This window comes from Janthinobacterium sp. OK676 (genome assembly GCF_900103595.1).
GTDB lineage: Bacteria > Pseudomonadota > Gammaproteobacteria > Burkholderiales > Burkholderiaceae_D > Janthinobacterium.
This window is the reverse complement of sequence record NZ_FNHA01000009.1, coordinates 236506-256151: the sequence shown is the minus strand read 5'-3', so window position 1 is coordinate 256151 and position 19646 is coordinate 236506. Positions and strand designations below refer to the sequence as shown.

Here is a 19646-nt window from a genome sequence, read left to right as displayed (position 1 = left end):
CTCAGCATGGTGTCATTCCTAATTGGGTGGTTACGGTGAGGAGCGACGGTTTATCTGCTCCTACCTGTACAAGACGACCATTCCTTTTGCTTTATTAAATGCCGTGTGGAAATTTATTTTTTGTCTGAGTGGCAAGCTAGTTCAGTCCGCCACGCCGCCATGTTCCGCTTCCCATTGTCTGCGGCTGCTTTTCAGGATGTCGATGACCAGCAAGGCCTTCACTTCGTCGGCGCACAAATCTTCCAGAAACATGGCGTTATTGTTGCGTACCCATTCCAGCGGCATTTCCCACCATGCCAGCTCCAGCAGCGCGGCACGGACTTTTTCCGTGAAGCGGTAACGGATCAGGCGCGCCGGCGAGCCCGCATAAATGCCATAGGGTTCCGAACGGAAATTTGGAGGCAGCAGCGAGCGGGCGCCGATGATGCAGCCGTTTTCGATCACGCTGCCGCCCAGTACCATCACTTCGTCGCCGATCCACACGTCGTTCTTGATCACCGTGTCGGCATACTGTGGCGGATGCGCATTTTTCAATCCGCCGCCGAGGATCGACAGCATGTACGTCGAGATCGTGCGCATCTCGTGCTGGCCATTGAGGATGAAACTCAGGCGCGAGCCTCCGGCCACATAACGTCCCACGCACAGGCTTTGCTGTCCGCTGTCATATTTCACGAGCGAGCCGACGCCGAAACAGGAAGCGCGCCCGATGTAGAAGTGGCCGTTTTCCGGTTCCTGGTCCAGCCAGTCGCGGAAAAATTGATGGGGCAGGGTGCTGATGGCGCCATCCGCGTAGCTTAGTACCGTGAATTGCGCCGACCAGGCATGGTTCTCCGCCACGCCAGAGAAATTGGTTTCGGTGGAAATATGCATCAGGCGATGTTCCGTATCAATTCTTGTTGCAGCGCTGGGGCGGCGATCATGGCGATAATGGTGTCCACGGTTGCCATCTCCAGATCCGGGTAGATGGGCAGGCAGATCACTTGCGATGACGCCAGCCGCGCCACGGGCAGGTTGGCGTGCGCCGCGGACGGCATGCCGCGGTACATGGGGAAGTCGCTGATGAGCGGGTAAAAATAGCGGCGCGCATAGATATCCTGGTCGCGCAGCAGCTGGAACAGGGCGTCGCGCGACAGCGGGTAGCCTGGGCCGACCAGGATGGGAAAATACGCATTGTTGGCGGCTTCGGCATCCCCTTGCTGCACGCAGGTAATGCCATTGATGCCGGCCAGCTGCTGGCGGTAATGGGCATCGATCGCCTTGCGTTTCTGGCGCGCGCCGTCGATGCCCTTGAGTTGCAGCAAGCCGAAGGCGGCATTGATCTCGCTCATCTTGCCATTGATGCCGGCGGCCACGACCGTGACTTCATCGACGAAGCCGAAGTTTTTCAGATGGTCGATGCGTTGCTTGGTCTTGGCGTCGGGACAGACGATGGCGCCGCCTTCGAAGGTGTTGAAGATCTTGGTGGCATGAAAGCTGATCACGGAAAGGTCGCCGTGATTGAGCACGCTGCCGCCCCGATGGCGCACGCCGAACGCATGCGCCGCATCGTAGATCACCTTCAGGTTGTAGTTGTCGGCAATTTTCTCGATGGCTTCGATGTCGCATGGCCGGCCATAGCAATGCACGGGCATGATGGCGGTGGTCTGCGGCGTGATGGCCGCCTCGATTTTGCCCGGGTCGAGGTTCAGGCTGTGCGGCTCGATGTCGGCAAAGACGGGCTTGATGTTGTTCCACAGCAGCGAATGGGCGGTGGCGACAAACGAATACGGCGTCGTGATCACTTCGCCATTGATGCGCAGCGCCTGCAGGGCCGTCATCAAGGCCAAGGTGCCATTGGCGAACAGGCAGATGTGTTTCACGCCCAGGTAGTCGCACAGCGCCTGTTCCAGTTGCTGGTGAAACGGGCCGCCATTGGTCAGGATCTTGTTGTTCCAGATCGTCTCCAGGTACGGCAGGAAATCTTCCAGCGGCGGCAGCAGCGGCTGGGTCACATAGACTGGTTTGTTTTTTTGAGCGCTCATCATAATCCGATCGGCGGGTTGGGCACGGCCACGGGTGCTTCGAATGAGACGGGCGGCAAGCCTTCGCACCAGCGCTGCCAGACGATGCGCAAGCCGTTTTCCAAACCTTCCGTGATCAGCTTGGGTTTGCCCAGGACGGAGCGTTCCAGGCGGTGCCGCATGCTGAAGCGGTAGGCGCCCAGCAACATGGGGTTGGCTGCCATGGCCACGCTCTTGCGCACGAGATCGTCTTCGTCGGTAGCGATGAAGTCATCGAGTTCGACCTGGCGCATGATCATGTTGCCTGCGCGGCTAGGCATGGTCGGGCCGGCCGTCGTGAGCGTGGGCACGCCCATCCACAGCGCATGCAGGGTCGTCGTGCTGCCGCAATACGGGAAGGCATCGAGGCAGATGTCGATGCGGTGATGGATGGCCATGAATTGGGCCATGCCTGTGCGTCCTTCGAAGGTCAGGCGCTCCGGTGCAATGCCTTCTTCCGCAAACCAGGCCGCCAGTTGCGGCGGCGCTTCCGATTTCGGCATGGCCGCCACGATCATTTTGGCATCGGGGATGGCGCGCAGCACCCGGGCCCAGCGCGCGATGACCTGGCGATTGATTTTATTGGTGCGGTTGAAGCTGCCAAACGTGATGTAGCCGTTTGTCAATATGGGTGCGGGCTGAATGCTGGGTGCCACCTTGGAAGGCAGGAATGGCACGCAGGCGGGGAGCAGCAACAGTTTCTCGGAGAACTGGTCGCCCAATGCATCCGGTGGCGTAAAGAACTTATCGCCCAGATAGTAATCGATCGATTGCAGCCCTGTCGTGAGGGGATAGCCGATCCAGCTTGCCTGGACAGGGGCGGGCCTGGCGGCAAACATGAGCAGCCGATTCTTGCCCGTGTGGCCGGACAAATCGATCAGGATGTCGATGCCATCGTCGCGTATCATCTGGCCCAGGTCCGGATCGGACAGGTGCTCTACCTGGCGCCAGTGGGGAATGACTTCCCGCAGGCGTTCCGTGATATCGTCGTTTTGCGGATTGTTGTGGTAGGCATACAGTGACAACTTTGCGCCATCGGCGATATTTTCCAGTATCGGAATGAGGAAGTGCGGCACCGGATGGTTGTGCAGGTCGCCCGATACAAAGCCGACTTTCAAGGTGCGCAGCGGGTCGCGGATGTTGCTGTGCCCCGCATGTCCTTGCGCGATATGCGTTTCAAAGGTGGCGCTGAAGCGTTGATGCTCCGCAAAGAGTTGCTTGGGATTGATGTCGGTGCTATGCGACAACAGGAACAGGTAGTTGCTGAACAGGGTTTCCCACAGCGGGCAGACGGCCAGGCCCTTGCGGCAGGCTTCGATCGCTTCTTCTATCCTGCCGATATTGCTGAACGTGGCGCTGATGTTGACGTAGGCGTCGCGATAGTCGGGATTGATTTCCACCGTCTTGTGATAGCACTCCAGCGCCAGCAGGGGCTCGTTCATGAGTACGTAGCAATTGCCGAGTGCGAAGTGCGCGCGCTCAAATGCCGGATCGATAGCGAGTGCGGCCAGATAAGTCTGCTTTGCGTGTTCCAGCTGCTTCTGCGCTTGCCGCGTCGAGCCCAGGTTGCACAGCGCCGAGATGTTTTTCGGTTCCAGTTCGAGCGCGCGCTCATAGGCCACAGTGGCAGCATCGTATTGTTCCAGCTCTTGCAGGGCAACGCCCAGGTGGTTATGCGTTTCGCTGTCGCTGGAATCGATTTCGAGGGTGCGGCGGTATGCCTCCACGGCCAGGGGATAGCGCTTGATGGTGCTGTAGTAATCGGCCAGCTGCCTGTGGTTCGCGGCATTGTCCGGGGCCAGGTCGATGGCTTGCTGGAAATACTTGAGGGCATTGTCGCGGTCTTCGGCGGCGCCGTAGGCGATCGCGAGCTGGCCGCATGCTTGCGCATCGTCCGGCTGCAGGCGCTGCACTCTGGCGCAGTACTCGATGGCTGCCGTGTAATTCTTCTGTTTGCATTGAAGCAATCCCAGATTGCTCAGCGCCTGGGTGAAATCGCCATCGAGCGCGATTGCCTGTTCGTAGGCGGCGATGGCTTGCTCCGCCTGGCCCAGCGACTGGAGGGCGCGTGCCAGGTTGTTGTGCAGCCTGGCGTCGTCGGGATGCAATTCGATGGCGCGCCGGTAGCTGGCCACGGCGCCCGCGTAGTCCTGGGCCTCATGCAGCGCCGCAGCCAAGTTGGCATGCGCCGCCGTGGTGTGGGGCGCCAGCTGCAGCACGGCGCGGTAGCTGACAATGGCCGCTTGCCATTGCTTCAGGTCTAGCTGCGCGTTGCCCAGATTCAGATAAATTTCCGCGTCGCCCGGCAGCAGGGCCAGCGCGCTTTGATAGCAGGCGATGGCTTCCGCGCTGCGCTGCATGGCTTGCAGTGTATTGCCGAGATTGAAATGGCCTTTGGCGTAATCGGGACGCAGCGCCAGGGCTCGCCTGTATGCCTGTTCGGCCTGTTCCAGCTTGCCTTGCGCCTGCAGTGCCGCCGCCAGGTTGCCGTGCGCCTCGACAAAGTCCGGATTCAATTCCAGTGCGCGGGAATAGCTGTCGATTGCCTGGTCGTACATGCCCCGTTCTTGCCATGCCGTGCCCAGGTTGCCATGCGCTTCGGCATCGTTTGGCGCCAATTGCACGGTTTTTTGCAGTGCCTCGAAGGCATCCTTGCCCTGTAATTGCAAGGCGGTGCCCAGCACGCTCCAGGCAAAATCGGAATCGGGATAGCGCTGCGTCAGGGCGCGGCTGGCCGCTTCGAGTTCCGCATGGTGGCCGGCCTGATACAGCTCAATGACGTGGTGGGTTTCCTGCGCTGTTGGCGTGCTGGCGATGGCCGTCTCGATACGGCTGCGCAAGTTTTGCGACTGTTCGTTGTCGAGACCGCGCGCGATGGCCGCCGTGACGATCTCCAGCGCCTGTTCGCGTTCGCCCGCCTTGAGCAAGCCATCCGCATACGACAGCCAGAACTGGCCTTCATCGGGATTGACCGACAGCGCCTTGTGCAGGTATGGCAAGCCCGCCTGGTATTGCCCCACCTGTCCCGCCAATAAACCCATGTTGTGGTTGGCGATGGCGTGATACGGCTGCGCCTGCAAAATCGCCAGGTAAAGCGCTTCCGCCTCGGCATAACGGCCAGCCTGGTGTTCGGTGATTGCCTGCTGCAATTCGGCGTCGAGGGGCACTGCGGGAAGGGCGTTTGCGTTCATGGGCGGGCGGAAGTTGAAGTATTTAGCAGAGGGAATTGTAACTGGTGGAAGTGCTTCTGAGAAACTTTCCAGGTGGAATTTATCCAGGAATGCTGTCGCAATGCAAACTTGGTGTTGCTGGCAGGTCAAAGCGTGGGGAAAAGTGGCTGTTTTAAAAACCTTGCCGCCGGCTGGACGGGATATCTAGCGCCGGGCTGCTGGTATGATGCCTGGGATTGGCGCCGTCCTTGCGGGATGGCCGCTGCCCGGTATCGTTCACTTTTCAGATCAGATATGCAAAACATTTTAATCATTGGCTCATCCGGCCACGCGAAGGTCGTCATCGACGTCGTCGAACGGCAGGGGCTCTTTCGTATCGCCGGCTTGATCGATGCGTTCCGGACTGTGGGCGAGGAAACCTCGGGTTATCGCGTCCTGGGCGCCGAGTCCGATCTGCCGGCCTTGGTGGAACAGCTGGCCGTGGGCGGGGTACTTGTAGCCATCGGCGACAACTTCGTGCGGGCAAGCGTGACAGCCCGCGTGGCGGCGCTGTGCCCGCAACTGCCATTCGTCAGCGCCGTGCATCCGCAGGCAAGTGTCGCCAGGACCGTGCGCATCGGGGCGGGCAGCGTGGTGATGGCGGGGGCGGTGATCAATCCCGGCAGCGAGGTCGGGCACGGTTGTATCGTCAATACGCGTGCCTCGCTCGATCACGATTCCGTGATGGAAGCATTTTCCAGCTTGGCGCCTGCTGCCGCGACGGGCGGCGGCTGCTTCATCGGCACGTGCAGCGCCCTGGGGATGGGCGCCTTGCTGCTGCAGCGCGTGCGCATAGGCAGTCACTGCGTGGTCGGTGCCGGTGCCGTCGTGACACGGCCCGTGGCCGACCTGTGCGTCAGTTATGGTACGCCGGCAAAAACGATACGCAGCCGGGTGGCCAGCGACAAGTATCTGTAAGGGGATGGCCGCCGCTGCGGAGCAGCGCTACCGCTGCGGCATGCCCCCAAACGGGATTACATATTCGGATAGTTCGGCCCGCCGCCGCCTTCCGGCGTGACCCACACGATGTTCTGCGTCGGGTCCTTGATGTCGCAGGTCTTGCAGTGCACGCAGTTCTGCGCATTGATCTGCAGGCGTTCGGCGCCGTCGTCGTTCTTCACGAACTCGTACACGCCGGCGGGACAGTAACGCGCTTCCGGACCCGCATACGTGGCCAGGTTGACGTCGACGGGCACGCTGGCGTTCTTTAACGTCAGGTGGATGGGCTGGTCTTCCGCGTGGTTCGTGTTCGAGATGAACACGGACGACATCTTGTCGAAGGTCAGCTTGCCATCGGGTTTCGGATACACGATGGGTTTCGACTGTGCCGCCGGTTTCAGGCATTCGTGGTCGCCGTGCGAGTGGTGCAGGGTCCACGGCGCCTTGCCGCGGAAGATCAGCTGGTCGATGCCCGTCATCAGGCTGCCCAGGTACAGGCCTTTCGACAGCCATGGCTTGACGTTGCGCGCCACGTGCAGTTCTTCATGCAGCCAGGATTGTTCGAAGGCGACAGGGTAGCTCGTCAGTTCGTCGTGCTGGCGCTGTTCGCCCAGCGCGCCGAAGGCCGCGTCCGCCGCCAGCATGCCGCTCTTGATGGCCGCGTGGCTGCCCTTGATGCGGCTCATGTTCAAAAAGCCCGCATCGCAGCCGATCAGCGCGCCGCCGGCAAACACCAGTTTCGGCAACGATTGCAGGCCGCCGGCCGCGATCGCGCGCGCGCCGTACGAGATGCGCTTGCCGCCTTCGAAGAACTTGCGGATTTCCGGATGCGTCTTATAGCGCTGGAATTCCTCGTACGGCGACAGGTAGGGGTTTTCGTAGTTCAGCCCAACCACGTAGCCGACCATCACCTGGTTGTTTTCCAAGTGGTACAGGAAGGAGCCGCCATAGGTTTTCGTGTCCAGCGGCCAGCCGCTCGAGTGGATCACCAGGCCCGGCTTGTGCTGGGCCGGGTCGATTTCCCACAATTCCTTGATGCCGATGCCGTACGATTGCGGGTCCTTGCCGGCGTTCAAGTCATACTTGGCCATCAATTGCTTGCCCAGGTGGCCGCGCGCGCCTTCGGCGAACAGGGTGTACTTGGCGTGCAATTCCATGCCCAGCTGGAAGTCGGGACCCGGTTCGCCGTCGCGCTTGACGCCCATGTTGCCGGTCGCCACGCCTTTCACGGAGCCGTCGTCGTTATAGAGGATTTCCGCGGCAGGGAAGCCCGGGAAGATTTCCACGCCCAGGTTTTCCGCCTGCTGGCCCATCCAGCGCACCACATTGCCCAGCGAGACGATGTAGTTGCCATGGTTTTCAAAGCAGGCCGGCACGGCGAAGCCTGGGGTTTTATACGCCTTCGTTTCGGTCAGGAACAGGATGCGGTCTTCCGTCACTTCCGTGTTCAGGGGCGCGCCCAGTTCTTTCCAGTTCGGGATCAGTTCCGTGAGCGCTTTCGGGTCCATGATGGCGCCCGACAGGATGTGCGCACCCAGTTCGCCGCCTTTTTCCAGCACGCAGACGGACACTTCCTGGCTCTTTTCAGCGGCCAGCTGCTTCAGGCGGATCGCGGCCGCCAGGCCTGCGGGGCCGCCGCCCACGATGACCACGTCATACTCCATGGTCTCGCGCGGTCCGTACTGTTCAACTAAGTTATTAGGCTGTGTCATGGTCTCGATTGTTAGTCACTAAATGGGTGGGGGATGAATCTTCGAATAAATTTAAGCACGAGTGTGCTTGTTTTTGGCGAGGATTGCAACTTTGGCGCCATTTTGCGTGACATTGCCCCTCGCCGCAATCTAAATCCGGCCATTTTGTGTAATGATGGCGTTTACCTTGGCTCAAGCGTGGCGCAGGGTATTTTGCCCCTGTGCCAGTGGCACGGCGTAAAGTGTTATCTAAAATAAAACAGGAGTAGCTCGTGGGCATAGAAGTCAATTTCGAGGGCAAGATTGCCCTGATTACCGGCGCATCGAGCGGCCTCGGCGCGCGCTTTGCGAAAGTGCTGGCACAGGCCGGCGCGCAGGTCGTGCTGGCGTCGCGCCGCACCGAACGCCTGAAGGAATTGCGGGCCGAAATCGAAGCCGATGGCGGCGCCGCGCACGTGGTGTCGCTCGACGTGACCGACTTCGCCAGCATCAAGTCGGCCATCGCGCATGCGGAAACAGAAGCGGGCCCCATCGATATCCTCGTCAACAATTCCGGTGTCTCTACCACGCAACGCCTGGTCGACGTCACGCCCGAAGATTACTCGTTCGTGATGGACACCAATCTGCGCGGATCGTTCTTCGTGGCCCAGCAAACGGCCAAGCGCATGATCGCGCGCGCCAAGGGCGACCCGAAAAAACAGCACCGCATCATCAATATCGCCTCGATGGCGGGCTTGCAGGTGCTGCCGCAGATCGGCGTGTATTGCATGAGCAAGGCGGGCATGGTGCACATGACGCGCGCCATGGCCGTGGAGTGGGGCAAGTACGGCATCAACACGAACGCCATCTGCCCCGGCTATATTTCCACGGAAATCAATGAAGATTACTTTGCCACCGAGCAGGGCAAGAAGCTGATCGAAATGCTGCCGAATAAACGTCCGGGCAAGCCGGAAGACCTCGACGGCCTGCTGTTGCTGCTGGCGGGCGAGGATTCGCATTTCATCAACGGCGCCATCATCTCCGCAGACGGTGGCATGAGTACCTTCTAGCGCTGCAGCTGCAGCCCCACCAGCTTGTGCACGAGCTCCGACGATGTCGATGCGGCGAACTTGCGCATCAGCTTGGCGCGGTGCATTTCCACCGTGCGGGGGCTGAGGTCGATCTGGCGGGCGATGACCTTGCTGGTCTTGCCTTCCACTAGCAGGGCGGCGATTTCGCGCTCGCGCGGCGTCAGCTCGGCCGTCACGGGACGTTTCTCGCTGACATCCTCGAACGTCCAGATGCCCGGCCCCAGCGGTTCCTGCGGCAGCATGGCGTGGCCCGTGACGTGGCACCAGAACAATTCACCATTACTGCGGCGCATGATGCGCTCGTCCGAATAGCGTCCCCTGGCGTTCATGATGGGGATGATGCGGTCACCGGTGCGCAGGAATTCGTCGTGCGTGGGGTAGAGTACTTCGAAGGACTGGTCGTCGAGCTGGGCGCGCGCATAGCCGAACATGGCCGCCAGCGCTTCGTTGCAGCTGCGCATGATACGGTTTTCCGACATGCACATGCCCACGGGCGCGTGCAGGAAGATGCTTTCATAATCGATGGCTGACGCGGCGTTCATCTGATACGTATCACTCTCACAGGGGGATTGCCGGCACGGCGCCGGTAGTTCTACGGTATTGTACTTTCCACTCGCGTATTTTATGCTGAGTCGCTGCCTGAGTCATGGACTCAAGACCTAAGCTTAACAAAAGATAGAGGGACACCCATGAATAAAGTTTATCCTGACGCCGCCTCGGCGCTGGCCGGTATCGTCCAAGATGGCCAGACCATCGCCGTCGGCGGCTTCGGCCTGTGCGGCATCCCCGAAGCCCTGATCGGCGCCTTGCGCGATTCGGGCGTGACGGGCCTGACGGCCATTTCCAACAATGCAGGCGTGGACGGCTTCGGCCTGGGCCAGTTGCTCACCACGCGCCAGATCAAGAAAATGATCGCTTCCTACGTGGGTGAAAACAAGGAATTCGCGCGCCAGTACCTGGCTGGCGAACTGGAACTGGAATTCACGCCGCAAGGCACCCTGGCCGAGAAACTGCGCGCCGGCGGCGCCGGCATTCCTGCCTTCTTCACCAAGACGGGCGTGGGCACCATCGTTGCCGATGGTAAGGAAATCCGCGAATTCGATGGCGAGCAATATGTGATGGAACGCAGCCTCGTGGCCGATGTGGCGCTGGTCAAAGCCTACATGGCCGACCGCGCGGGCAATTTGGTCTATCGCAAGACGGCGCGCAATTTCAATCCGAACGTGGCCATGGCCGGCAAGATCACCATCGTCGAAGTGGAAAAACTGGTGGAAGTGGGCGAGATCGACCCGGACCAGGTCCACACGCCGAGCATCTTCGTGCACCGCATCGTGGTCAATGCGAATCCGGAAAAACGCATCGAGCAGCGCACCGTGCGCGCCGATTAAATACAAGATTGGGAGACGATAATGGCTTGGACTAGAGATGAGATGGCCGCGCGCGCGGCGAAAGAATTGCAGGATGGCTTTTATGTGAACCTGGGCATCGGCTTGCCGACCCTGGTGGCGAACTATGTGCCGGAGAACATCGAAGTATTCCTGCAGTCGGAAAACGGGTTATTGGGCATCGGCCCGTTCCCCACGGAAGATGAAGTCGACGCCGACCTGATCAACGCCGGCAAGCAGACGGTGACGGCCTTGCCCGGCGCCGCCTACTTCAGCTCGGCTGATTCGTTTGGCATGATTCGTGGTGGCAAGATCAACCTGGCCATCCTGGGCGCCATGCAAGTGTCGGAAAAGGGCGACCTGGCGAACTGGATGATCCCAGGCAAGATGGTCAAGGGCATGGGCGGCGCGATGGACCTCGTCGCCGGCGTCAAGCGCGTTGTCGTGCTGATGGAACACGTGGCCACGGCCAAGGATGGCACGACGTCGCACAAGCTGTTGAAACAGTGCGACTTGCCGCTGACGGGCGTGGGCGTGGTCGACGTCATCATCAGCGACCTGGGCGTGATCGACGTGACGGAAAACGGCTTGAAGCTGGTGGAACTGGCGCCGGGCGTGACCAAGGAGCAGGTGCAGGCGGCCACGGGCGCGGAACTGGACGTTTCCGCCGTGTAAGCAACGGATATTGCTAGTGAAGCGGGGCGGACAGCGATGTCCGCCCTTTTTTTATGCGCTCGCCTTGCCGCGCAATGCGTCCAGGCTGTAGGCGCCGGCGCCCGCTACCGCGAAGTACAGGAAGGTGAAGCAATACATGACGGCCATTTCGCCGCCGTTCAGGATGGGCAAAAAACCGGCTGGCGCGTGCGCCATGAAATAGGCGGCCGCCATCTGGCCCGACAGGACGAAGGCGACGGGGCGGGTGAACAGGCCGACCAGCAGCAAGGTGCCGCCCACCAGCTCGATGATGCCGGCCGCGCCCATCACGGAAAACAGTTGCAGGCCGTCGAACATGGCCACGTGCGGCGCGCCGAACAGCTTGGCCGTGCCGTGTTGCAGGAAGAGAAAGCCGAGGATGATGCGCAGCAGGCCCAGCAGGCGTGGGCTCCAGGTGGCGTAAAAGGCGGGCGAGAGGGACATGAGTGCTCCATTCAAAAGTGAAGATGGTTCGGTGTCAGGCTTGCATTAACGCAATGTCATTATGCGGGAGCCTGGCGGCGAAAAGTAAGCAGTACTGTAATGGTTTTTCATTCATTGATCATCGTGATAAATATTGATGCATGATTTACTGTGTGTTGATGATGCGATATGGCCCGCGCACAATAAAAAAAGCCCTGCGGATCGCTCTGCGGGGCTTCCAATGGAAAGAGTAGGGCTTATTTGACGATATTGACGCTTGGTGCAACGTAGGCGTCTTCCGTCGGGTGGGTCGGATGGGCCAGCTCGCTGTGCAGCTTGTCCATGTCCAGTTCCTTTTCCCATTTCGACACGACGATGGTGGCCACGCCGTTGCCGACGAAATTGGTCAGCGCGCGGCATTCGCTCATGAAGCGGTCGATGCCCAGGATCAGCGCCATGCCGGCCACGGGGATCGTCGGCACCACGGCCAGGGTCGCGGCCAGCGTGATGAAGCCGGCGCCCGTGATGCCGGACGCGCCTTTCGAGGTCAGCATCGCCACACCCAGGATGGTCAGCTCCTGCCAGATGGTCAGGTCGGTATTCGTTGCTTGCGCAACGAACAGGGCAGCCATGGTCATGTAGATGTTGGTGCCGTCCAGGTTGAACGAGTAGCCGGTAGGCACGACCAGGCCGACGACTGGCTTGGAGCAGCCCAAGCGCTCGAGTTTCTTCATCAGGGCCGGCAGGGCCGATTCCGACGAGCTCGTGCCCAGCACGATCAGCAGTTCTTCCTTGATGTACAGCAAGAAGCGGCCGATGGAGAAGCCCGTGTACTTGGCGATGGCGCCCAGCACGACGAAGACGAACAGGAAGCAGGTCAGGTAGAACGAGCCCATCAGCTTGGCCAGCGGGATCAGCGATGCCAGGCCGTATTTACCGATGGTAAAGGCCATCGCGCCGAACGCGCCGACGGGAGCGACTTTCATGATGATGTTGACCATGCCGAAGATGGCATGCGACAGCTCGTCGATCAGCTTGGTGACGGGACGGCCGCGCTCGCCCAGCAGGGACAGCGAAAAGCCGAACAGGATGGCGATCAGCAGTACTTGCAGGATGTCGCCCTTGGCGAAGGCGTCGACGAAGGTTTTCGGGATGATGTTCATCAGGAAGTCGATGGTCGACAGGCCTTCGGCATGCGTGTATTGCGCGATCGACTTGGCGTCCAGGTGGGCCGGATCGGCGTTGAAGCCGGCGCCCGGTTTGAGGATGTTAGCAACCAGCAAGCCGATGGCCAGCGCGAAGGTGGAGACCACTTCGAAGTACAGCAGCGCCTTGCCGCCCACTCGGCCGATTTTCTTGACGTCCTGCATGCCCGCGATGCCGGAGACCACGGTACAGAAAATCACCGGGGCGATGATCATCTTGATCAGTTTGATAAAGCCGTCGCCCAGCGGTTTCATGTCGACGGCGTTCGAAGGGTAGAACACCCCCAGCAGCACGCCGGCGACGATGGCGAACAGCACCTGTACGTACAGGATTTTATAGAATGGTTTTTTCACGAGTGGTCTCCTCTTGCGGGTTGATGCTGCGATCATCCGCCCATTGCCGGGCCGGCTCAATTGTGGATAACCGCAGATATGCATTTTCGCTATATCGGGTATTGCGCCATGGCGGGCGTGCCAGTAATGTGCTGCGGCGCAGCATTTCAGCCGCGCGCTTGGAGCATTGCCCGCGCTGCGCTACACTGCCGTAGCGTCGCGCGCGAGGCAGCCGGCAAATCGCCGGTTTCTTTGTTTTTTACTACCAAATAACGACGCCGGGCAAAACCGTAGCTCCGGTGTTATAAGGAATGGCATGATCGAAGCGAGCATCAAATCCGTGCAGTGCATTTCCCCCGCAGGCTTGCATACCATGTCCTACAAGGAGTGGGGCGCTGCCGATAATCCGAACGTGCTCGTCTGCGCCCATGGCGTCACGCGCGTGGCGGACGACTTCGACAACCTGGCGCGCGCCATGGCCAGCGATTACCGCGTGATCTGCCCCGACGTGGTGGGGCGCGGGCGCTCGGGCTGGCTGGCCAATCCCCAGTTCTACCGCGTGCCGCAATATGTGAGCGACATGGTGACCTTGCTGGCGCGCGTGCTGGCCAATGGCGAGCGCCAGACGGTGGACTGGTTCGGCACCTCGATGGGCGGCTTGATCGGCCTGGGCCTGGCTTCGTTGCCGCACAGCCCGATCAGCAAGCTGGTCCTGAACGATATCGGCCCGACCCTGGCGCCCGAAGCCTTGCAGCGCATCGGCGACTACATCGGCCAGGACTTGCGTTTCGAAACGTTCGAGCAGGGCGCCAAGTTTGTGCGCGACGTGTCCGCCAGCTTCGGCCCGCATACGGATGCGGAATGGCATAAACTGGCGGTCGATGTGTTGCGGCAAGACAAGGATGGCCGTTGGCGCCGCCACTATGATATGGGGCTGGCCATGCCGTTCCGCTCGGCCACGCCGGAATCGGCGGCCAGCGACGAAGCCATGCTGTGGGCCGCGTACGATGCCGTGCGCTGCCCCACTTTGCTGGTGCGCGGGTCGGAATCCGATCTGCTGTCGCACGCGACGGCCACGCTGATGCTGGGCCGCGGCCCGAAAGCGGAACTGGTGGAAATCGCCGGCGTGGGCCACGCGCCCACTTTCGTCCACGACGACCAGATCGCCATCGCCCGCAAGTTTTTGCTGGGCAAGTAACACAAGTAATACGCTGTACAGATTTTGAAACAACCGAAAGAAGAAGCATGGAAATTACACGACTGCACGTAGGCAAACGCCTCTCCGAAGTAGCTATACACAACAGCACCATCTACCTGGCTGGCCAGATCGCGGAAGACACGACGCAAGGCATCGTCGGCCAGACGCGCGAAGTGCTGGGCCACGTCGACCGTCTGCTGATGGAAGCGGGCAGCGACAAGACTTGCATCCTGTCGTGCCAGATCTACATCGCCGACATGAAAGACTTTGCCGGCATGAATGAAGTGTGGGATGACTGGGTCGCCTCGGGCCACACGCCGCCGCGCGCCACGGTGGAAGCGAAACTGGCCAATCCGGCATGCCTGGTTGAAATCGTCATCATCGCTGCAGAACGTTAAGTTATCACGCTGTTCAGTCATTCAGTTTATAAGGTAATACATGGTTTCCATCTCGGCCCCGAATAGCGCCACATCGGAACAACTGGTAGAGGGCTTGAGTGCGCCGGACAGCGCGCGCGTGCTGGATGCGCTCGCGTATGCCACCGAAGCGTATGGCGACAAGCAGACCTTCGCGGGCCGCTCCGCGCTGGAGTTCGCCATCGGCGTGGCCACCACCCTGGCCTTCCTGCGCAGCGATGCGGAAACGCGCATTGCCGGCCTGATGTTCGAGCTGACCCTGCTGGAACCGGACACGGCGGCCGACATCGAACCGCGCTTCGGCAAGCAGGTGTGCGACCTGGCAACAGGCGTGCGCCAGCTGATCCGCCTGCGCGCGCTGACCCAGGCGCAGCATGGCGGCACGGCCGGACGGGGCAAGAATGCGGCGCAGCAAGCCGTGGCCCAGGTGGAAACCTTGCGCAAGATGCTGCTGGCGATGGCGTCCGACATGCGTGTCGTGCTGGTGCGCCTGGCGTCCTGCGTGACGACCTTGCGCTACTTCGCCGACTTGAAGCTGTACAACGACATGACCTACGAGTACGGCAAGGAAACCCTGGACCTGTACGCACCGCTGGCCAACCGCCTCGGTATCTGGCAGCTGAAGTGGGAACTGGAAGACTTGTCGTTCCGCTTCATCGAGCCGGAAGCGTATAAACGCATCGCCAAGATGCTGGAAGAAAAGCGCATGATGCGCGAGGGTTTCGTTGCCTCGGCGATTTTGCGCCTGCAGACGGAGCTGGCGTCGGCCGGTATCCAGGCGGAAGTGTTTGGCCGCCCGAAACACATTTACAGCATCTGGAACAAGATGCGCGGCAAGGAGCTGGACTTTACGGCCCTGTACGACGTGCGCGCCTTCCGCGTCATCGTTGCTGACGTGAAAACCTGCTACACGGTGCTGGGCGTGGTCCACAATATCTGGACCCCCATCCCGAAAGAATTCGACGATTACATTTCGCGGCCGAAACCGAACGGTTACCAGTCGCTGCACACGGTGGTGACGGCCGAGGATGGCCGGCCGCTGGAAGTGCAAATCCGCACGAATGAAATGCACAGCTTTGCCGAATACGGCGTGGCCGCGCACTGGCGCTACAAGGAAGAGGGCGGCTCGAATTTTGCCGGCCAAAAATACGACGAAAAGATCGCCTGGCTGCGCCAGCTGCTGGCCTGGAAAACCGAGGTGGCCGACGCCGTCGTGGGCCAGGAAGAAATCCAGCGCGAATGGGTGGAAAAGCTCAAATCGGCCACCCTGGACGACCGCATCTTCGTCATGACGCCGCAGGCGCGCGTGCTGGAATTGCCCGTGGGCGCCACGCCAGTCGATTTTGCCTACCACCTGCACACGGACGTGGGCCACCGCTGCCGCGGCGCCAAGGTCGACGGCATCATGGTGCCCCTGAATACGCAATTGAAAAACGGCCAGACCTGCGAAATCATCACGGCCAAGGGCGCGCCGGGCACGGCCGGACCGTCGCGCGACTGGCTCAGCGCCGGCTACGCCGTCAGCACGCGCACGCGCTCGAAAATCCGCGCCTGGTTCCACGCCATTGACATGCAGGAAACCCTCGCCCACGGCCGCGCGCTGGTGGAAAAGTCCTTGCAGCGCGAAGGCAAGACGGCCGTCAACCTGGAAGCCTTGGCGCAAAAGCTGGGCTTTGCGAAAGTCGACGAGCTGTTCCTGTCGGTAGGCAAGGATGAATTCAGCCTGCGCCACGTGGAGCAGGCCCTGCACGACAATGGCGAAGTGGTGGTGCCGGAAGACGCCGTGCTGGTCGGCAAAAGCCGCGCGTCCAGCGTGGAGCAGGGCGCCAAGTCCGGCGTGCTGGTGGTGGGGACGGAAGGCTTGATGACGGTCTTGGCCAAGTGCTGCAAGCCGGCGCCGCCGGACAGCATCGTCGGTTTCGTCACGCGTGGCAAGGGCGTTTCCATCCACCGCGCCACCTGCAAGAATTTCGAGGAAATGCGCGCCAAGGCGCCCGAGCGCGTGATCTTCACGGAATGGGGCAGCACGGGCGGGCACGACACTGTGTACCCGGTCGACATCTTCATCCTGGCCGGCGACCGCCAGGGTTTGCTGCGCGACATCTCCGAAATCTTTTCGCGCGAAAAGATCAACGTCATCGGCGTCAATACCCAAAGCGCCAAGGGCCAGGCCCGCATGACCTTTACGGCCGAGATCAGCTCGACGGCGCAGTTGTTGAAGGCGCTGAATGTGATCAAGGATGTGAGCGGGGTACTTGAGGCAAGACGCAGTTAGACTTGTTGAACCCCAAGTGCAGAGGCTGGGGTCAGACCCTTAGGGTCTGACCCCGGTATTTGCCGTTGGGTTCAATTAATGCGTCTTGTCACCCGCATGCAACCCCGCCATCGCCGCCGTCTCCGGCTGCAAGGTAATATGATCGATACCATGCTTACTCAGTAACATTTTCTTGATCGCCCGCAAGACCTTCGGCCAGTGGTCGAGGTGCTCGATTTCCACGTGACCGATCAGGGCCGGCTGGCCGGGCGACATGTCCCACACGTGCAGGTCGTGCACGGCAATCACGCCGTCCACTTGTTCCACGTCCGTGCCCACCTCGATGTAGTCGATGTGCATCGGTACGCCTTCCATCAGGAAATGGTAGGACTCGCGCAGCACGCCAAACGTCGACTTTAAAATCAGCAGCGACACGAGCACGGACAGCAGCGGGTCGATCTGCATCCAGCCCGTGAAGTAAATGACGGCGCCTGCGATGATGGCGGCGACCGAGCCGAGCAGGTCGCCCATCACGTGCACGAGGGCGGCGCGCGTGTTGACGCTTTGCTTGTCTTTCGATAATACCCACGCCACTACCACGTTGATGGCCAGGCCGATGAAGGCGACGATGAAGACCATACCTCCCTTGACCGGTTGCGGAGCGGAAAAGCGCAGCACGGCTTCGTAGCAGATCCAGCCCACCACGCACAGCATGGCCAGGCCGTTGACGAAGGCGGCCAGCGCCTCGGCGCGGCCAAAGCCGAACGAGTGGCGCGGCGAGGGAGGACGGCGGGCGATCAGCTGCGCCAGCAGGGCCAGTCCCAGCGCGGCCGCGTCCGTGACCATGTGGCCCGCGTCGGAAATCAGGGCCAGCGAATTGGACAGGAAGCCGGCCGCCACCTCGATGCCGGCAAATGACAGGGTCAGGCCCAGCGCCCACGCGAGGATGCTCTGGCTGCGTCCCTCGAACGAGTGGGTGTGCTTGGCGTCGCCTTTCAGGTGGGCGTGCAAATGGGTGGCGTCGTGTTCGGTATGCGTCGGCTGCATGGAATGCTTTGTTGAATGATCTTGCCGTCAGTGTAATTGAAAAGCAACAAAATAGTCGACGCGTAAAAAAACCTGCAGGCCGCGAGGCACTGCAGGTTTTACCTGGAGCAAATAATTTTACTGTGCCGCCGTCTCGCCGAACTTGCCTTCGCGGAAATCCTGTACGGCCTGGAAAACTTCCGCCTGGGTATTCATGACGAACGGGCCATACTGCGCGATCGGTTCGTTCAAGGGCTGGCCCGCGACAAGGATGACGCGTCCGCCTTCGGGCGCCTCGATACGCACGCCGTCGCTGCCCGGCGTGTTGCTGAAGATCGCCATGCGCAGGGCGGGCACGGCCTTGCCGTCGACCTGCACTTCGCCACGGAAGGTGTAGAGGAAGGCGTTATGGCCTGGCGGCAATGGCTGCTCGAAGCTGGTGCCGGCCGGCAAGTTGATATCGAGGTACAGCGGTTCCGTCAGCTCGCGCTGCACGGCGCCCGTCACGCCATGGCTCTCGCCGGCGATCACTTGCACGGCCACACCCGCGTCCGTCGTGTAGCGGGGGATGTCGCTGCTCGTGAAATCGCGGTACCACGGAGTGCGCATCTTGTCGCGCGCGGGCAGGTTCAGCCACAGTTGAAAACCTTCCATCACGCCTTCTTCCTGCTCCGGCATTTCCGAGTGGATCACGCCGCTGCCGGCCGTCATCCATTGCACGCCGCCCGACGTCAGCAAGCCTTCGTTGCCCGCGCTGTCCTTGTGGCGCATGCGTCCCGTGATCATGTACGACACGGTTTCGAAACCGCGGTGCGGATGCTCGGGGAAGCCGGCGATATAGTCGTTCGGCTTGTCGCTGGCGAAATTGTCGAGCATCAAAAACGGGTCGAGACGGCGCTGCAGCTGCTGCGTCAGCACGCGGTTGATCTTCACGCCGGCGCCATCCATGACGGCCTGGCCGGCGATCACGCGCTCGACGGCGCGTGGCTTGTTGACGGTAGTGATGTCGCTCATTGCTTTCTCCTCTAGGCCAGGACGGCGCCAGTGCGCCGCCCCTTTCACTGCTGGGAATTACACCAGAATGGCGTTGATCTCGGCGTCCGCCAGGGCTTGCGCCTTGGCCACGGCTTCCGGACCCATGCCCATGCCTTCCGAATACACGTATTGCACGTCGGTCATGCCCAGGAAGCCGAACATGGTGTTCAGGTAAGGCACCTGGCTGTCGTTGGCGCTGTCGCGGTGCAAGCCGCCGCGGGACAGGCCCACGTAGACTTTCTTGCCCGTCAAGAGGCCAACTGGGCCGTTTTCCGTGTACTTGAAGGTGACGTTGGCGCGGGCAATCGCGTCGAACCAGCTTTTCAGTTGCACGGTGATGCCGAAGTTGTACATCGGCGCGCCGATGACGATCACGTCGGCCGCTTGCACTTGCGCAATCAGCGCGTCGTCCAGGGCGATACGGGCCGCTTGTTCCGGCGTGCGTTTGTCCGCTGGCGTAAACAGCGCTTGCAGGGTCGGCTCGTCGAGCACGGGGTGCGGTGCGGCAGCCAGGTCGCGGCGCGTCAGATTTGCTTCAGGGTTGGCGGCTTGTACGCGGGCGACGATGGCGTCGGCCAGGCGGGTCGAGGCGGAACCGGTGCTGCGGGCGCTGGAATTGATTTGCAGGATGTTCATCTTGTTTTCTCCGTTGTGAGGTGTCTTGCGATGGATGAACTATAGCAATTCCAAAATTGATGCGGAAGCCGTTAAAATGGATAACATTAACCCA

The 19646-nt window shown here is 60.9% G+C and carries 17 protein-coding genes; 7 read left to right on the top strand and 10 right to left on the bottom strand.

Going from position 1 to position 19646, the window contains the following annotated elements; translation table 11 throughout:
* Positions 1-141: 141 nt before the first annotated feature.
* From BLU39_RS18765 to BLU39_RS18755, 3 genes are read right to left on the bottom strand one after another with little or no spacing between them, the layout of a single operon-like run.
* The gene (locus BLU39_RS18765; protein ID WP_092715663.1) at positions 142-870 is read right to left on the bottom strand and encodes an LbetaH domain-containing protein; all 729 of its coding nucleotides are present in this window, start codon (positions 868-870) and stop codon (positions 142-144) included.
* A complete protein-coding gene (locus BLU39_RS18760) occupies positions 870-2024 on the bottom strand; it encodes a DegT/DnrJ/EryC1/StrS family aminotransferase (RefSeq protein ID WP_092715661.1) in 1155 nt (384 codons plus the stop codon). Before BLU39_RS18760 ends, BLU39_RS18765 begins: the two co-directional genes overlap by 1 nt.
* Complete coding sequence (locus tag BLU39_RS18755; protein ID WP_092715659.1) at positions 2021-5230, bottom strand: tetratricopeptide repeat protein; 3210 nt, start codon at positions 5228-5230, stop codon at positions 2021-2023. The genes BLU39_RS18760 and BLU39_RS18755 overlap by 4 nt, the downstream gene beginning before the upstream one ends.
* 273 nt (positions 5231-5503) lie before the next feature.
* Between BLU39_RS18755 and BLU39_RS18750 the strand changes: the two genes are divergently transcribed.
* Entirely contained in the window at positions 5504-6166 is a 663-nt protein-coding gene (locus tag BLU39_RS18750; protein WP_092715657.1) for an acetyltransferase, read from the top strand.
* A 56-nt stretch (positions 6167-6222) separates the two neighbouring features.
* Here the strand turns inward: BLU39_RS18750 and BLU39_RS18745 are convergent, their stop codons facing one another.
* Positions 6223-7899 (bottom strand): electron transfer flavoprotein-ubiquinone oxidoreductase, encoded by a 1677-nt coding sequence (locus BLU39_RS18745; protein WP_175539358.1) that lies wholly within the window; start codon positions 7897-7899, stop codon positions 6223-6225.
* A gap of 251 nt (positions 7900-8150) precedes the next feature.
* Between BLU39_RS18745 and BLU39_RS18740 the strand changes: the two genes are divergently transcribed.
* Entirely contained in the window at positions 8151-8927 is a 777-nt protein-coding gene (locus BLU39_RS18740) for an SDR family oxidoreductase (RefSeq protein WP_034752351.1), read from the top strand.
* On the opposite strand, the gene BLU39_RS18735 is transcribed toward BLU39_RS18740, so the two are convergent.
* Entirely contained in the window at positions 8924-9490 is a 567-nt protein-coding gene (locus BLU39_RS18735) for a PAS and helix-turn-helix domain-containing protein (RefSeq protein WP_034752350.1), read from the bottom strand. The genes BLU39_RS18740 and BLU39_RS18735 overlap by 4 nt on opposite strands.
* 147 nt (positions 9491-9637) lie before the next feature.
* On the opposite strand from BLU39_RS18735, the gene BLU39_RS18730 reads away from it, so the two are divergent.
* Together BLU39_RS18730 and BLU39_RS18725 are read left to right on the top strand one after the other, a co-directional pair.
* Positions 9638-10336: a CoA transferase subunit A gene (locus BLU39_RS18730; RefSeq protein ID WP_092715653.1), complete on the top strand. Its 699-nt coding sequence runs from the start codon at positions 9638-9640 to the stop codon at positions 10334-10336.
* A gap of 21 nt (positions 10337-10357) precedes the next feature.
* Positions 10358-11008 (top strand): CoA transferase subunit B, encoded by a 651-nt coding sequence (locus BLU39_RS18725; protein WP_092715651.1) that lies wholly within the window; start codon positions 10358-10360, stop codon positions 11006-11008.
* A 51-nt stretch (positions 11009-11059) separates the two neighbouring features.
* On the opposite strand, the gene BLU39_RS18720 is transcribed toward BLU39_RS18725, so the two are convergent.
* Both BLU39_RS18720 and BLU39_RS18715 read right to left on the bottom strand, forming a co-directional pair.
* Complete coding sequence (locus tag BLU39_RS18720) at positions 11060-11470, bottom strand: DoxX family protein (RefSeq protein WP_092715649.1); 411 nt, start codon at positions 11468-11470, stop codon at positions 11060-11062.
* Positions 11471-11706: 236 nt separating this feature from the next.
* Entirely contained in the window at positions 11707-13044 is a 1338-nt protein-coding gene (locus tag BLU39_RS18715) for a dicarboxylate/amino acid:cation symporter (RefSeq protein ID WP_254789010.1), read from the bottom strand.
* 259 nt (positions 13045-13303) lie between these two features.
* Between BLU39_RS18715 and BLU39_RS18710 the strand changes: the two genes are divergently transcribed.
* From BLU39_RS18710 to BLU39_RS18700, 3 genes are read left to right on the top strand one after another with little or no spacing between them, the layout of a single operon-like run.
* Positions 13304-14185: an alpha/beta fold hydrolase gene (locus BLU39_RS18710; RefSeq protein ID WP_092715645.1), complete on the top strand. Its 882-nt coding sequence runs from the start codon at positions 13304-13306 to the stop codon at positions 14183-14185.
* Positions 14186-14232: 47 nt separating this feature from the next.
* Positions 14233-14583 carry a RidA family protein gene (locus tag BLU39_RS18705; RefSeq protein ID WP_092715643.1) on the top strand — a complete coding sequence of 117 codons (351 nt, stop codon included), beginning with the start codon at positions 14233-14235 and terminating at the stop codon, positions 14581-14583.
* A gap of 40 nt (positions 14584-14623) precedes the next feature.
* Positions 14624-16876, top strand: a complete 2253-nt coding sequence (locus tag BLU39_RS18700; RefSeq protein ID WP_092715641.1) for a RelA/SpoT family protein — start codon at positions 14624-14626, stop codon at positions 16874-16876.
* A gap of 75 nt (positions 16877-16951) precedes the next feature.
* On the opposite strand, the gene BLU39_RS18695 is transcribed toward BLU39_RS18700, so the two are convergent.
* The 3 genes from BLU39_RS18695 to BLU39_RS18685 all read right to left on the bottom strand — a co-directional run bounded on the left by BLU39_RS18695 (position 16952) and on the right by BLU39_RS18685 (position 19552).
* A complete protein-coding gene (locus BLU39_RS18695; protein ID WP_092715639.1) occupies positions 16952-17902 on the bottom strand; it encodes a cation diffusion facilitator family transporter in 951 nt (316 codons plus the stop codon).
* Between the two features lie 117 nt (positions 17903-18019).
* Positions 18020-18895: a pirin family protein gene (locus BLU39_RS18690; protein ID WP_092715637.1), complete on the bottom strand. Its 876-nt coding sequence runs from the start codon at positions 18893-18895 to the stop codon at positions 18020-18022.
* A 57-nt stretch (positions 18896-18952) separates the two neighbouring features.
* Positions 18953-19552 carry an FMN-dependent NADH-azoreductase gene (locus BLU39_RS18685; RefSeq protein ID WP_092715635.1) on the bottom strand — a complete coding sequence of 200 codons (600 nt, stop codon included), beginning with the start codon at positions 19550-19552 and terminating at the stop codon, positions 18953-18955.
* Between the last annotated feature and the right edge of the window lie 94 nt (positions 19553-19646).